The sequence below is a fragment of the Mesorhizobium sp. CAU 1741 genome (assembly GCF_039839275.1).
Lineage (GTDB): Bacteria > Pseudomonadota > Alphaproteobacteria > Rhizobiales > Rhizobiaceae > Aerobium.
In genome coordinates, this window is sequence record NZ_JBDOQP010000005.1 from 242,657 (window position 1) to 256,086 (window position 13,430).

Annotated in this window: 13 protein-coding genes; 10 read left to right on the top strand and 3 right to left on the bottom strand. The window is 64.2% G+C overall.

Going from position 1 to position 13,430, the window contains the following annotated elements; translation table 11 throughout:
• The first annotated feature begins 31 nt into the window (after positions 1-31).
• The 5 genes from AAFN84_RS20105 to AAFN84_RS20125 all read left to right on the top strand — a co-directional run bounded on the left by AAFN84_RS20105 (position 32) and on the right by AAFN84_RS20125 (position 4,781).
• Positions 32-1,024 carry a TRAP transporter substrate-binding protein gene (locus AAFN84_RS20105; protein ID WP_347516463.1) on the top strand — a complete coding sequence of 331 codons (993 nt, stop codon included), beginning with the start codon at positions 32-34 and terminating at the stop codon, positions 1,022-1,024.
• 66 nt (positions 1,025-1,090) lie between these two features.
• A complete protein-coding gene (locus AAFN84_RS20110) occupies positions 1,091-1,612 on the top strand; it encodes a TRAP transporter small permease (protein ID WP_347516464.1) in 522 nt (173 codons plus the stop codon).
• Positions 1,613-1,704: 92 nt separating this feature from the next.
• Positions 1,705-3,015 (top strand): TRAP transporter large permease subunit, encoded by a 1,311-nt coding sequence (locus tag AAFN84_RS20115; RefSeq protein WP_347516465.1) that lies wholly within the window; start codon positions 1,705-1,707, stop codon positions 3,013-3,015.
• A gap of 6 nt (positions 3,016-3,021) precedes the next feature.
• Positions 3,022-3,531: a GAF domain-containing protein gene (locus tag AAFN84_RS20120; protein ID WP_347516466.1), complete on the top strand. Its 510-nt coding sequence runs from the start codon at positions 3,022-3,024 to the stop codon at positions 3,529-3,531.
• 23 nt (positions 3,532-3,554) lie between these two features.
• On the top strand, positions 3,555-4,781 hold the full coding sequence (locus AAFN84_RS20125; protein WP_347516467.1) for an amidohydrolase family protein: 1,227 nt from the start codon (positions 3,555-3,557) through the stop codon (positions 4,779-4,781).
• Between the two features lie 119 nt (positions 4,782-4,900).
• Here AAFN84_RS20125 and AAFN84_RS20130 read toward each other — a convergent pair whose 3' ends face one another.
• From AAFN84_RS20130 to AAFN84_RS20140, 3 genes are read right to left on the bottom strand one after another with little or no spacing between them, the layout of a single operon-like run.
• Positions 4,901-5,398: an Lrp/AsnC family transcriptional regulator gene (locus tag AAFN84_RS20130; RefSeq protein ID WP_347516468.1), complete on the bottom strand. Its 498-nt coding sequence runs from the start codon at positions 5,396-5,398 to the stop codon at positions 4,901-4,903.
• A gap of 39 nt (positions 5,399-5,437) precedes the next feature.
• Positions 5,438-6,160 carry a haloacid dehalogenase type II gene (locus AAFN84_RS20135; RefSeq protein ID WP_347516469.1) on the bottom strand — a complete coding sequence of 241 codons (723 nt, stop codon included), beginning with the start codon at positions 6,158-6,160 and terminating at the stop codon, positions 5,438-5,440.
• Between the two features lie 4 nt (positions 6,161-6,164).
• Positions 6,165-7,526, bottom strand: a complete 1,362-nt coding sequence (locus AAFN84_RS20140) for an aminotransferase class III-fold pyridoxal phosphate-dependent enzyme (protein WP_347516470.1) — start codon at positions 7,524-7,526, stop codon at positions 6,165-6,167.
• A 330-nt stretch (positions 7,527-7,856) separates the two neighbouring features.
• On the opposite strand from AAFN84_RS20140, the gene AAFN84_RS20145 reads away from it, so the two are divergent.
• The 5 genes from AAFN84_RS20145 to AAFN84_RS20165 all read left to right on the top strand — a co-directional run bounded on the left by AAFN84_RS20145 (position 7,857) and on the right by AAFN84_RS20165 (position 13,421).
• Positions 7,857-8,882, top strand: coding sequence for a substrate-binding domain-containing protein (locus tag AAFN84_RS20145; protein WP_347516471.1), 1,026 nt, complete (start codon positions 7,857-7,859; stop codon positions 8,880-8,882).
• 69 nt (positions 8,883-8,951) lie between these two features.
• The gene (locus AAFN84_RS20150; RefSeq protein WP_347516472.1) at positions 8,952-10,460 is read left to right on the top strand and encodes a sugar ABC transporter ATP-binding protein; all 1,509 of its coding nucleotides are present in this window, start codon (positions 8,952-8,954) and stop codon (positions 10,458-10,460) included.
• Positions 10,460-11,449 carry an ABC transporter permease gene (locus AAFN84_RS20155; protein WP_347516473.1) on the top strand — a complete coding sequence of 330 codons (990 nt, stop codon included), beginning with the start codon at positions 10,460-10,462 and terminating at the stop codon, positions 11,447-11,449. Before AAFN84_RS20150 ends, AAFN84_RS20155 begins: the two co-directional genes overlap by 1 nt.
• Entirely contained in the window at positions 11,446-12,402 is a 957-nt protein-coding gene (locus AAFN84_RS20160; RefSeq protein WP_347516474.1) for an ABC transporter permease, read from the top strand. The genes AAFN84_RS20155 and AAFN84_RS20160 overlap by 4 nt, the downstream gene beginning before the upstream one ends.
• Complete coding sequence (locus AAFN84_RS20165; protein ID WP_347516475.1) at positions 12,399-13,421, top strand: LacI family DNA-binding transcriptional regulator; 1,023 nt, start codon at positions 12,399-12,401, stop codon at positions 13,419-13,421. The genes AAFN84_RS20160 and AAFN84_RS20165 overlap by 4 nt, the downstream gene beginning before the upstream one ends.
• Positions 13,422-13,430: the final 9 nt, after the last annotated feature.

The window sequence follows — 13,430 nt, forward strand, 5'->3', positions numbered from 1 at the left end:
AAACCACCACCGACAGAGAGGACAAAAACAAATGAAACACATGCTTGCAACTGCCGCGCTGGCGCTTGGCGTCACCTTCTCGACCCAGTTCGCCTGGTCCCAGGTCGCATGGGATTTGGCCAACGAATATCCGCCGAATTCGGTTCACGCCCAGTCGGCCGACACCTTCATCAAGGCGCTCGGCGAGGCCACCGGTGGCGAGATCACGATCACGGCGCATCACGGCGCGGCACTCGGCTACAAGTCCGTCGACCAGTTCGATGCCGTCGGCGACGGCGCGATCCAGGTCGCCTCGTCCTTCGTCGGTGCCTGGGCGGGTATCGATCCGGTGTTCCTCGTCTCGTCGCTGCCGTTCCTGGCGCCTACGGTCGAAGACAACCGCGCGCTCTACAACGCGACGAAGCCGTACTACAAGAAGGTCCTTGCCGACGCCAACCAGGTCTTCCTGTTCGCCACGCCGTGGCCGCCGAGCGGCCTGTGGGGCAACAAGCCGATGGATTCCATGGAAGCCATCAAGAGCGTGCGCATCCGCACCTACGACGCCAACGGCACCGTGACGCTTCGTGAAGCAGGCGCCTCCCCGATCCAGCTTTCGTGGGCCGATACCGTTCCGCAGCTCACGACCAACGGCATCGACGGCGTGCTGACGTCGGCAGACGGCGGCGCCGCCGCGCAGCTCTGGGAGCATCAGTCGCACTTCACCGAGGTGAACTATGCGATGCCGCTCCAGATCCTGCACATGAACAAGGACGTGTACGACGAACTCAGCGACGAGCAGAAGGCGGCGGTCACGGAAGCCGCCAAGACCGCCGAGGACTTCGGATGGGACCTGCTCGCGAACCGCGTCCAGGAGAACTACGCCCAGATGAAGGAGAACGGCATGACGATCGTCGACGGCGTCTCGGCTGACTATCTTGCCGCGCTCGGAGAGGCCGCCGAACCGGCAATCGCCGACTGGAAGTCCAAGTTCGGCGAAGAGTCCGAGAAGCTGCTCGAAGCCTACGAAGCAGGTCGCACTCAGTAACCAGCGCCGCTTATCAGGATGCAGGCGCTTTTGCGCCTGCATCTCCACAGCGAACCGGAGCTGGTCATGAAACAATTCCAGGACGGGGTCTTCCTGATCTCGCGGCTTGCGGCCGGCCTTGCCTGTCTCGTGCTCGTGGGAATGGTCGCGCTGATCCTCTACGAGATCATCCTGCGCTACTTCTTTTCCACGTCCACCTATGTGCTCGACGAGTTCGTCGGCTACGGGGTGGCCACCTGCACCTTCCTCGCAGTCGGTTATTCGCTCGAACATGGCGCGCTGATCCGCGTCAACGTGATCATCAGCCGTACCAGCGGCGCGACGCGACGGATCATCGAGGCATTCTGCGCCGCCGTCACGATGGCCACCATCGGCCTCTTCATCTGGTACTTCTGGATACGCGTCGCCCGCCACTGGACACGCGGCACAACATCGAGCTCGATCGCCGAGGTGCCGATGTGGATTCCAGAAGGCGCCGTGCTTCTGGGCCTCGCGGTCCTCTGGCTGCAGCTCTTCGCATACTTCCTGCGTCAGGTGGCAGATACGCCGCCTCCGGTCGAACAGCCCGAGGGCGCGCAGGAATTCTAGGCTTTCGCGGTAGGAAGCCGTCGCGCGAGGGGGATGCGCGGAGGCTGACGTCAATCAACCGGCTCCCGGGCCGACCATAACAGGGGACACACATGGAAGCCGTGCTTTCCGCCGGCATCGTGCTGGGATTGATCTTCTTCTATCTCGGCCTCGGCGTCTGGGTATTCGCGGGATTGCTGCTCGTCGCCGCGACAGCCCTGTGGCTCGTCCTCGGCATGAGCATAGACCGGGTCGGCACGATCGCCGCCAACATCGCCTACCGCTATGCTTCCACCTGGGAACTTGCCGCCATTCCGATGTTCATCTGGATGGGCGAGATCATCTTCCGGACTGACATCTCCGACCGGCTGTTTCGAGGCCTGATCCCGTTCGTCAACCGGATTCCCGGCGGCCTGCTGCATACCAACGTGCTGGGCTGCACGCTGTTTGCCGCTGTCAGCGGTTCGTCCGCAGCCACGACCGCGACGGTCGGCAAGATAACCACCACCGAACTGGCCAAGCGCGGCTACAACCGGTCGCTTGCGCTCGGCTCGCTGGCTGGCGCGGGTAGCCTCGGGCTGCTCATCCCGCCGTCGATCGTCATGATCGTCTACGGGATTCTGGCGGAAGTGTCGGTCAGCCGCCTGTTCGCCGCCGGCATCCTGCCCGGTGTCATGATCGCAGCGCTCTATTCGGGCTACATCATGATCCGCGCGCTGATGGACCCGAGCATCGCCCCGTCGGACAATGTGCGTCATGGACTGCGCGACTACCTGGTCGCGCTGCTCAACCTGTCGCCGATCCTGATCCTGATGGTGATCGTGCTCGGCTCGATCTACACCGGCATCGCCACACCTTCGGAAGCCGCCGCGGTCGGTGTCGCCGCGGCACTCGTGATCGCGCTGTTCATGCGGCAGATGACGCCGCGTCTCTTCGTGGAAACGCTGCTTGGCGCGGTGCGGACCAGTTGCATGGTGTGCATCATTCTCATCTCCGCCGCATTCCTCTCGACGGCGATGGGATATCTGCACATCCCCGCCAACGTCGCGCGCGCCATCGGAGCGCTCGACCTGTCGCCGCTCGGGCTGATCCTGATCCTCTCCGTGTTCTACATCGTGCTCGGCCTGTTCCTCGACGGCGTGTCCATCATCGTGATGAGCCTGCCGATCACCTTTCCGTTGGCCATGCAGGCAGGCTTCGACCCGATCTGGTTCGGCATCTATCTCGTCATCATGACCGAGATGGGCCAGATCACGCCGCCGGTCGGCTTCAACCTCTTCGTGCTTCAGGGGCTGACGGGCACGCCCATCGGCAAGGTTGCCGTCTATGCCTTCCCGTTCTTCTGCCTGATGGGCCTGGGCGTACTCATTCTCACAGTCTTTCCCGAGATCGCGCTCTGGCTGCCGAATACACTCTATGGATGATGACACATGACAAGCAGACCCTTAGGCCGGTTCGACGCCGCCGCCGCGCTCGCAGCGATCGGCGGGGCCCAGGCGGGCAGCGGCCAACCGGCCACCACCTTCGCTGCCTTCGATCACTATTGCCAGGAAGCGGTTGGCCACAGGCTTTTCACGATGCTGGAGTGGGCGCCGGCGACCAACGACGTCGAGCGGCTGTATTCGAGCCGGCCTGTCGAATACCTGTTGCTGGGCCGCAAGGCGATGGGGCCGACCGAATGGGGCGCCAAGGTCCTCAAGGGCGGCGAGAACTGGATCGGGCGCAATGCCGACGACATTCGCTGGGCCTTTCCCGACCACGAACTGATCGCGAGCCTCGGCTGCGCCGCCTGCATCAACGCGCCGATCCTCTGGGACGGCGCCGTGCTTGGCGTGGTTTCCGTGCTCGGGCCTGAAAACGCCTATGACGACAACGACCTTGCCGGCCTCGTGGCGATTGCGCCGCTGCTTGCACCGGCCTTCCTGGCGCGCCGCGCCTGACCTAGACTTGCTGGAGTAGACCCATGTCAGTGACGATTTTCGAGAACGCATCGGTGATCGACGTCGTAGCCGGCGAGATCATGGCCGATCGCCATGTCGCCGTCGAAGGTGCGATGATCAAGGAAGTGTCGGAGTCGGCGATCAGCGCGTCTGACGCGCGGCGCATCGACCTCAAGGGCAAGACGCTGATGCCGGGCCTGATCGACAGCCATGTGCATGTCACCGCGTTCTCGGCCAACTTCACCGAGCTCCAGCGCAGCTCGCCATTCTACGTTGCCGCCGCCGCCGCCAGGATCATGGGGGGCATGCTGGATCGCGGCTTCACCACGGTGCGCGACGTCGGCGGTGCCGACTTCGGTCTCGCCCGCGCAGTCGAGGAAGGCCTCATTCGTGCACCGCGCCTGATCTATGGCGGCAAGGCGATGTCGCCGACCGGCGGCCATGGAGACACACGGCCGGCAGGGCTGGACCGTCACGACGACGCCTACAACCAGCCGGGCCTCGGCGCCATCGTCGACGGCGTACCCGAGGTGCGCCGGCGCGCGCGCGAGGAAGTGCGCCGTGGCGCGCATCACCTCAAGATCATGGGCAATGGCGGCATCTCATCGCCGACGGACCGCATTTCCTCCGACCAGTTTTCCGAAGAAGAGATCGCAGCGGTGGTGGAGGAGGCCGAGATGGCCGATCTCTACGTCGTCGTGCATGCCTATACGCCGCGCTCGATCAAGCGCAGCGTCAGGCTGGGCGTCCGCTCGGTGGAACACGGCAACCTCGCCGACCGGGAAGCGATCGACCTGATGAAGGAGCGCGGCGCGTTCCTCGTGCCGACGCTGGCGACCTATCGGGCACTGAAGGACGAAGGCGTCGAGGCAGGCCTGCCCGCTGAACTCGCCGCCAAGATCGACGACGTCCTCGATGCCGGCATCAATGCGGTGGAACTCGCCTATCGCGCCGGCGTGCCGATGGCCTATGGCACCGACCTGCTCGGCGTCATGCACCGGCGTCAGGCCAGCGAATTCGCGCTGCGCTCGGACGTCGTGCCGGCCGCCGACCTCGTGCGTGCGGCGACCATCAACGGCGCGCGCCTTATGCGCCTTGAAGACGAGATCGGACAGGTGAAGGCCGGGATGCGCGCCGATCTCATCGTCGTAGAGGGCAATCCGCTGGAAGACATCCGGCGTCTCGCCGAGCCTGAGAAGAACCTTCGCCTGGTCATGGCCAGGGGTGTCGTACAGGCATCGCAGTTTTAGAGCGGGATGAGGAAAAGTGTGAAGCGGTTTTCCGCCCGCATCCCGCTCTATCTCCTTGGAATCGATTGCGTTCATGAATTCAGGTCGATTCGACCTGAATTCATCGCGATCTAAAGGCGCTATTGGCCGTTCCCGTCGATCAGTGATCGGATGGGAACGGCATCACGGGCAAACACCGTCTTGATGACGATGTAGCTGAAATATTTCTCGACACCGAGATTGCGCTCCAGGATCGACTCCATCAGTTCCTGGTAGCGTCCGACGCTGCGCACGACGAACTTCAGCAGGTAGTCGTAGCCGCCGCTGACCAGATGGCATTCCACGACCTGCTCGAAGCGGCGGATTTCAGCCTCGAACCTGACGAAGTCCTCGCGCTTGTGGTCGGTCAGCGTCACCTCGGTGAAGACGAGGATGTGGTCGGTGAGCTTTGCCAGGTTGAGCCTGGCGCCGTAGCTGGCGATGTAGCCGCTCTTTTCGAGCCGCTTCACCCGCGCCAGGCAGGGGCTGGGAGACAGCCCGACCGCGTCGGCCAGCATCACATTGGTCAGCCGGCCGTTGGCCTGGAGTGTCGCCAGGATGTTGATGTCGATCGCGTCGAGTTTCGGCAGGCCGTTCATGGATCGTATCTACCCGACCTGCCGTTCCCCGGTCCAGCGTCAGCCGCGCAGTTCTTCCTGGTGGGCCTTGACGAGATCGGCCATGCTGTTGAAGCGGAAATCATATTTCGGCATGTCGCCCGGGTTCATCGTCGCGCCGAATCCTTCCTGGTCAAAGCGGCGGTAGATCCAGCAATTGGCCAGTCCATGCCGGTTGGCGGGCTGATGGTCGTGGAACATGCTCTCGGCCGTGTGCAGGATTTCGCCCTTCTTGACGCCCAGCGTCTCGAGCTTGGCGAGCATGTAGTCGAAGTTCCGATCCAACGGCTTGTAGGAACCGACGTCCTGAGCCGTGTAGACGGCGTCGAATTCGACCTGCAGCCGCTCGTTGCTCGCCGCAAAGCTGCGGTTGTCGACGTTCGACAGGATGACGAGCTTGTAGTGCTTCTTGAGATATTGCAGCGCCCCGGCGGAGTCGTGAAAGGCCGGCCAGTTCTTCACCGAATTGCCATAGACCTCGCACTCGTCCCACGAGACCGAAACGCCCCATTCCTCGGCGATGCGGCGATACACCGTCGCGAGCAACTCGCTGTAGATCTTCGCCGGGGTCTGGAGTTGCTGGGACGATTCATGGCGCGCATGCGCCTCCAGGATCTCGTTGCGCGAGAGCTCGCGTCCGACCTTGGCGACGAGCGGCCTGAGCCCCTCGACCATGCCGGTTTCCCAGTCGATCAGCGTGCCGTAGCAGTCGAAGGTCAGCACCTTGAAGTCCGAAAGTTTCATTTTTCTAGCCTCTGATGTCGATGATGTCGTTCAGCGAAGCCGTCAGCCGTTCCATCAGCATGTCGACTTTGTCATTGGTGATGCAGAGCGGCGGCGCAAGCCCGATCGTGCCGTCTGCGAAGGCGCGGAAGATCAGGCCGTGACGATAGCCCGCCTCTGAAAGCCGCGCCGAGACGTTCTGGTGCGCTGCCGGTTTCGCCTTGGTCTCCTTGTCGGTCACAACCTCGATGCCGGCCAGAAGTCCCTGGAAGCGTACGTCGCCGACGAGCGGGTGCTGGCGCAATTCACCGAGCCGCTGGCCGAAATAGGCGCCGACCCGCTGCCCGTTGTCGATCAGTCCGCCCTCCCGGTAGAGCTTGAGCACCGCCCGCGCGACGGCCGCACTGACAGGATGGCCTGAATAGGTGAAGCCATGACCGAAGGGCGTGCCGTCCGGCACCGCGTCGGCGATCACCTGATAAACCGCATCCGATACGAGTGCAGCGCCCATCGGCACGTAGCCCGCCGTCAGCCCCTTGGCGATGGTCATGAAATCCGGCGTCAGCCCTTCATGCTCGCAGGCGAACATCGGACCGGTGCGGCCGAAACCGGTGATGACTTCGTCGATGATGAACAGGATGCCCAGGTCGCGGCAGGCGGCCTGCATCGCGGTCAGGAACCCCTGCGGCGGCACGATGACGCCGCCGGAACCCTGCACGGGCTCGCAGATGAAGGCGGCGACGGTGTCGGCCCCGAGTTCATTCACCTTCGCCTTGAGCGCGCCGACGCTGGCGGCGATGATCGCCGCGCCATCGGGGCCCGCCTCGTGGCGATAGGGATAGGGCGAGGCGATATGATGCTGCCAGGTTCTGGGCAGGTCGAACCCGTCATGGAAAACCGGCAGCGCCGTCAGCCCGGCCCCGTTGGAGCTTGATCCGTGATAGCCGCGCTCCAGCCCGATGAACGCCTTCTTGTTCGGCAGCCCGCGCGCATTGTTGTAGTAGTGCACCATGCGGATGACGCTATCGACGGCATCCGACCCGCCGAGCGTGAAGAAGACATGGTTGAGATCGCCCGGCGACAGCTCCGCCAGTTCGGCGGCAAGCTCGATCGCCGGCTCGCTGCCGAAATGGAAATAGCCGGTCGCATAGGGCAGGCGCTGCATCTGCTCGGTGGCCGCCGCGACGATGCTGTCATGGCCGTATCCGGTATTGACGCACCACAATCCCGCGAAGCCGTCGAGCAGCGTCTTGCCTGAACTGTCGGTGAGCATCGCTCCCTTGGCCGATTGCAGGACGGTGACGCCGCGCCGCTCATGCAGCCGCAGCGGCGTGACCGGATGCATGTAGTGTGCACGGTCTTTTTCCGTGAGCGAGTTGGAACGCATTGGCCGTCTCCGTGAGCAAACTGCGGCACATAATGCCGGGTTGGACAGCGATTTGGCACGCGAATTTGCGTCTGCGACGGTGTCTTTGGTCGATTGGGCTCTGTCTTGCAGCATAAAATGCTGCGCAGGAAGGGCGCGTCCGTCTTGGACGGCTAGTCGCCATGCTGCAGCGCACGCGAGGTCGTGCCGTCAGGCGTCCGGGTGCCCCTTGGCCCAATCCTCACACAAATTTCACGACTTTTGCGGTCTGAGAGCGCTTTTTCCCTCTTGAAATCGATTTCATTTGGCCAATAAGATCAAATCCAGCAGTTCTTACCAGGGAGGAAGCTCATGAAAAAACTGACACTCATCGCACTGTCCACGGTTGCCGCGGCAGCCATTTCCGCCTCGGCCGCCTCGGCGGACGACTTCAAGATCGGCCTGTCCAACGGCTGGGTCGGCTCGGAATGGCGCACCCAGATGATCGAAGAGGCGGAGGCCGCAGCGGCAGCATGGGCCGACAAGGGTCACAATGTCGAAGTCGTGGTGCAGAGCGCCAATGTCGACGTGCCTGGCCAGATCGCGCATGTCCGCAACTTCATCAGCGAAGGCGTCGACGCGATCATCATCAACCCCAACAGCCCGACCGCGTTCGATCCGGTCTTCGCCCAGGCGAAGGAAGCCGGCATCCTCGTGATCTCCACCGACGCCGAAGTTTCTTCGCCAGATGCCCTCTATGTCGGCATCGACCAGAAAGCCTATGGCGCGCGCGCCGCTGAATGGCTTGCCGAGACCCTCGGCGGCGAAGGCCAGGTCGTGGCGATCAACGGCGTCTCCGGCCATCCGGCCAACGAGATGCGCGTCGAAGGCTACCGCGAAGTCTTCGCACAGCACGACGGCATCGAGATCGTCAACGAGGTCAGCGCCAACTGGGATCAGGCGCAGGGCCAGCAGGCCATGCAGAACATCCTCGCCACCTACCCCGACATCGACGGCGTGTATGTGCAGGACGGCATGGCTGCCGGCGCATGGAGCGCGATCGTCGATGCCGGCAAGACCGGCGACATCGCGGCCACCGGCGAAATCCGCAAGGACTTCATCGACCTGTGGACGGCCAACGACTACACCTCCGCCGCTTCGGTCAACCCTCCCGGCGTGATGGCTTCCGCGCTCAACGTCGCCGTGTTCATGCTCGAGGGCCGGGAACTCAAGGAGCCCGCCACCGACGGTGTCTACGGCAACGCCATGTATCTGGAGATCCCGTTCATCGACGGCACCAATGTCGAGGAAGCCGCGGCCCAGCTCGAAGGCAAGCCTGGTCACTACTCCTACACCAGCGCGCTTTCGATCGAAGACGCCGAGGCGCTCTTCAAGTAAACCTTTCCTCCCGGCAGGCGGTGCGGGCGTCGTCCCGTGCTGCCTGCCCCCTTTGGGGAACGGCTCAAAGTGTCAAAACTCAAGATAAGCGGCGTCACCAAGGTCTACGGCGCGACGGCCGCGCTCAGCCATGGCGACCTCGAGGTCGATGCGGGCGAAGTCCACGTATTGATCGGGTCCAACGGCTCCGGCAAGAGCACGCTGTGCAAGATCGTCGCCGGCAGCGTGAAGCCGGATTCCGGCACCGTTGTCCTTGACGGCAAGGAAGTCGTCATTCCGGGACCGCAAGGCGCCAAGGCGCTCGGCATCGGCATCTTCTATCAGGAACTCAGCCTTGCCGGACATCGCACGGTCGAGGAGAACATCTGCCTTCCGGACCTTCCGATGCGTGGCCCGTTCGTGGACCGCACGGCGCTCTCCGAACGCGCCGCGCGCTATATTGCGCTCTTCGACGGCGTGACCGGCGATGGTTTTGCGCCGGACGTCACCGTCGACGCGCTACGGCCCGACCAGCGCCAATTGGTCGAGATCATGAAGGCGCTGGCCACCGAAGCGTCCGTGCTCATTTTCGACGAGCCGACCTCCGCGCTGGATCGCGCACAGGCCGAGCGGTTCTTCGACATCCTGCGGCGGCTCAAGGGCGATGGCCGTGCGATGATCTTCATTTCGCACCGCATGGACGAGATTTTCGCCATCGGTGATCGCGTCACGGTGCTGCGCGATGGCAGGACGATCGGCACCATGCGGATCGACGAAACCGAGCCGCAGGCCGTCGTGCGCATGATGGTCGGCGACGAACCTGCCCTTGCCGCCGAGGCGGCGCCGACACCGATCGTGGATGCCACCGCGAAGACGACGGATGTGGCCCTCTCCGTGAGGGGCTTTTCCGGGCAGGGCTTCAGCAATGTCGATTTTGAAGCCCGGAAGGGAGAGATCCTCGGCTTCGGCGGGCTCCACGGACAGGGGCAGTCAGCCGTCCTGCGCGCGCTTTTCGGCGCGTTGCCGGTGAGCGCCGGCAACGTCGAACTTTCGGGCAATGCCCATGCACCCAGTTCCCCTCGTGCCGCGATCCGTGCCGGCCTGGCCTATGTGTCGGGCGACCGTGGACGTGACGGTGTCATCCAGGGTCGGCCCATCCTGGAGAACGTGACGCCGATCCACTATCTGCGCGACCGCCTGTTTCTCGCCCGCCCCTCCGCGTTGCGGGAGAAGGCCAAGCCGGCGATGGACGCGCTCAACACGCGCTTCGCGGGCTTCTCCCATCCCATCGGTTCGCTTTCGGGCGGCAACCAGCAGAAGATCGTCATCGCGCGCTGGCTCATCGATCGTCCCGGCGTCCTGCTCCTCGACGATCCGACGAAGGGCATCGACCTGTCGGCCAAGGCGGACCTGTTCTCGCTGATCCGCAGGCTTGCGAGCGAAGGGCTGGCGATCCTGCTCTACTCGTCCGAGGACGCCGAACTCCTGAGCAATGCGGACCGCATTCTCGTCTTCAACGGCGGCAGCGTCACGCGCGAGCTCACGGGTGAGACACGCACCCGTTTCAATCTCTACGAAGCCGCCTACGAGGCCGTGTGATGGTGGATGCAGTCTCCCAACCCGTCAGAAGACCCGGCGCCCTGAAGCGCGTTCTCGAGCGTTTTCCGTTCCTGCCGGTGCTGATCATCTTCGTGGCGCTGCTTGCGCTGAACGGTCTCTACCAGCCGCGCAGCGTCAGCCTCGTCGGCCTCACCGGCCTGGTGAAGACCTATCTCGCGCTCGTGCTTCTCGCCGTGGCCCAGACCTATGTCGTCTACGCCGGAGACATCGACCTGTCGGCCGGCGCGATCGTGTCGCTGGTCAATGTGGTGATCGTCAGCGTGATGGCGTACCTGGGCGACGGGACGTTCAGCGTGCTCGGCGCAATGGTCATCGGCCTGCTCGTCGGGCTTGCCTGCGGCATCGTCAATGGTGTCGTCGTGGCCGTCTTCCGGCTCCAGGCGATCGTCGCGACCTTCGCGACGTCGATCTTCTTCACCGGCGTCGCGCTCTATGTGATGCCGGTTGCCGGGACACCGGCGCCGGCGACCTTCTGGCGGACCTATGGCGGACGCATCCTCGAAATCCCATTCGTGTTCTGGCTTGCCATCGTCCTCGCGGCCATTCTCTACATGCTGGCGCGTACGCGTCTTGCCATGCAATTGCTGGCGGTCGGCGACGATGCACAGGGCGCATACCAGAGCGGCCTGCCCGTCACCGCGATCCGCATGCGCGGATACGCGATGTGCGGCCTGTTCGCAGCATTGGCGGCGTTCTGCGTCACCGGCGACACGGCAAGCGGCGACCCGCTGGTCGGAGGCGCCATGACGCTGAACAGCGTCGCGGCGGTGGTGCTCGGCGGCACCGCGCTCGCTGGCGGGTTCGGTACGGTCGTAGGGTCGGTCTTCGGAGCGCTGTCTATCGGCTTGATCAGTTCGGTCGTGTACTTCATCGGCGTCCCCTCCGAATGGCAGAACCTCGCGCGCGGCGCTGCGATCTTGCTGGCACTGATGGCGGGCGTTCTCGTCGGCCGGAGGATGCGGTCATGAGTGCGGTGCTCGATTTTGCCAAGAGGCCACTGGTGGTGGCGATGGTCCTGATCGTCGCGTTGCTCTTCGTCGGCAACGTCCTGTCGCCTGGATTTGCCTCCTCGCAGCAGATCATGCGGCTGCTCATCGTCGCCGCATTGCTCGGCATCGTCGCGGCAGGACAGAACCTCGTCATCCTCGGTGGACGCGAAGGCATCGATCTTTCCGTAGGTGGTGTCGTGTCGCTTTCGGCCATCGTGGCCGGCAACCTGATGAGCGGCAGCGATGCCGGCATTCCCCTCGCCATCCTGGCGTGTGTGGCGACCGGTGCGTTCTTCGGTCTGCTCAACGGCCTCGGCGTGACGCTGCTGCGCATCCCGCCTCTGGTGATGACCCTTGGCATGCTCGGCGTGCTGCAAGGCCTGCTGGTTGTGATCAGGCAGGGCATCCCTTCGGGCCGTGCCGCGCCTGCTCTGTCGCAGTTCGTCACCCAGCCGCTGCTCTTCGGCCTGCCGGGCATCATCTGGCTATGGATTGTCATCGGCATCGTGATGGCATTCCTGCTGGCGCGCACCGTCTACGGCCACCGCATCTACGCGATCGGCTCCAACGAGCAGGCGGCGTGGATGGCCGGCGTTCCGGTGCGGGTGATACGCGTTTCGCTCTTCGTACTCTCCGGGGTCTTCGCGGCGATCGCCGGCATGTGCCTGCTCGGCTATTCGGGCTCGTCCTTTGCCAATGTCGGCGAGCAGTACATGCTGCCGTCGATCATCGCGGTGGTGTTCGGCGGCACCTCCCTGGCCGGTGGCAAGGGCGCCTACACGGGCACGATGGCGGGTGCTGTCATGCTGACGGTGCTGCAGAGCATCCTGACCACCGTGAACATCGACGAGTCCGGCCGCCAGATGATCTTCGGCGCGACGCTGCTGGTGCTGATGCTGTTCTACGGGCGCGGCCGCGCCATGCGTGCATGACCGGAAGTCCCAAGATCAAGGACATCGCCGAGCGGCTGGGGGTGTCGCCGGCAACCGTCTCGCGCGCGCTCTCCGGAAGCGGTCTCGTCGCCGAACCGACGCTGTCGCGCATCCGCGAAGCCGCCCAGGCGATGAACTATCGCCCCAACGTCAGCGCGCGCAACCTGCGCACCCGCCGCTCGATGACCGTGCTGATGGTCGTCCGCGACATCGGCAACCCCTTCTATCTCGAGGTCATGAAAGGCGTCGAGCGCACCGCGCGTGACGCCGGCTACTCGGTGCTGATGGGCAACAGCGAGGATGATGCCGAACGGGAGAACGGCTATTTCGACATGCTGCGCGACGGCCATGCCGACGGCATGATCCTGATGACCGGCCAGCTTCCCCCGCGCATGCAGGGCCACCGCAGGATACCGGCTGGACTGCCCGTCGTCGTCGCACTGGAACTGATCCAGGGCAGCGACCTGCCGCATGTGCAGATCGACAATGTCGCGGCCGCGCGCGATGCGGTCCGCCACCTGATCGAACTCGGGCACCGGCGCATCGCTCACATCACCGGTCCGGCTCACGAAGCGATGTCGAACCTGCGCCAGCAGGGCTATCGGCTGGCGATGTCCGAAGCGGGGCTGGAGGTCCCGCCTCCCTACGAACAGTGCGGCGATTATCACGTGCATGCGGCGCGCAGCGTCTGTTCGGCCCTGTTCGACCTTGCCGCTCCGCCGACCGCGATCTTCTGCGCCAACGACGAAATGGCCTTCGGCGCGATCCACGAACTGCGTCGAAGGAAGCTCGACGTGCCGAACGACGTCTCCGTCGTCGGCTTCGACGACATCTATCTGAGCGAGGCGTTCTTTCCGTCGCTCACCACGGTCAGCCAGCCGCGCGCGGAGATCGGCCGCGCGGCAATCTCGGTGCTGCTCGACATCATCGGCGGCGGCCATCCACCAGCCGATCCGCTCGTCCTGCCGACGCAGCTACAGATACGCGGGACGACGGCGCGGTGCGCGAACCTGCAATGAAGGAGTATC

What these genes read in the sequence shown, in the direction of transcription:
- AAFN84_RS20145 (WP_347516471.1), top strand. Translation starts at nt 7,857, where the DNA reads ATGAAAAAACTGACACTCATCGCACTGTCCACGGTTGCCGCGGCAGCC.
- AAFN84_RS20120 (WP_347516466.1), top strand. Translation starts at nt 3,022, where the DNA reads ATGACAAGCAGACCCTTAGGCCGGTTCGACGCCGCCGCCGCGCTCGCA.
- AAFN84_RS20165 (WP_347516475.1), top strand. Translation starts at nt 12,399, where the DNA reads ATGACCGGAAGTCCCAAGATCAAGGACATCGCCGAGCGGCTGGGGGTG.
- AAFN84_RS20160 (WP_347516474.1), top strand. Translation starts at nt 11,446, where the DNA reads ATGAGTGCGGTGCTCGATTTTGCCAAGAGGCCACTGGTGGTGGCGATG.
- AAFN84_RS20140 (WP_347516470.1), bottom strand. Translation starts at nt 7,526, where the DNA reads ATGCGTTCCAACTCGCTCACGGAAAAAGACCGTGCACACTACATGCAT.
- AAFN84_RS20135 (WP_347516469.1), bottom strand. Translation starts at nt 6,160, where the DNA reads ATGAAACTTTCGGACTTCAAGGTGCTGACCTTCGACTGCTACGGCACG.
- AAFN84_RS20155 (WP_347516473.1), top strand. Translation starts at nt 10,460, where the DNA reads ATGGTGGATGCAGTCTCCCAACCCGTCAGAAGACCCGGCGCCCTGAAG.
- AAFN84_RS20115 (WP_347516465.1), top strand. Translation starts at nt 1,705, where the DNA reads ATGGAAGCCGTGCTTTCCGCCGGCATCGTGCTGGGATTGATCTTCTTC.
- AAFN84_RS20105 (WP_347516463.1), top strand. Translation starts at nt 32, where the DNA reads ATGAAACACATGCTTGCAACTGCCGCGCTGGCGCTTGGCGTCACCTTC.
- AAFN84_RS20110 (WP_347516464.1), top strand. Translation starts at nt 1,091, where the DNA reads ATGAAACAATTCCAGGACGGGGTCTTCCTGATCTCGCGGCTTGCGGCC.
- AAFN84_RS20130 (WP_347516468.1), bottom strand. Translation starts at nt 5,398, where the DNA reads ATGAACGGCCTGCCGAAACTCGACGCGATCGACATCAACATCCTGGCG.
- AAFN84_RS20125 (WP_347516467.1), top strand. Translation starts at nt 3,555, where the DNA reads ATGTCAGTGACGATTTTCGAGAACGCATCGGTGATCGACGTCGTAGCC.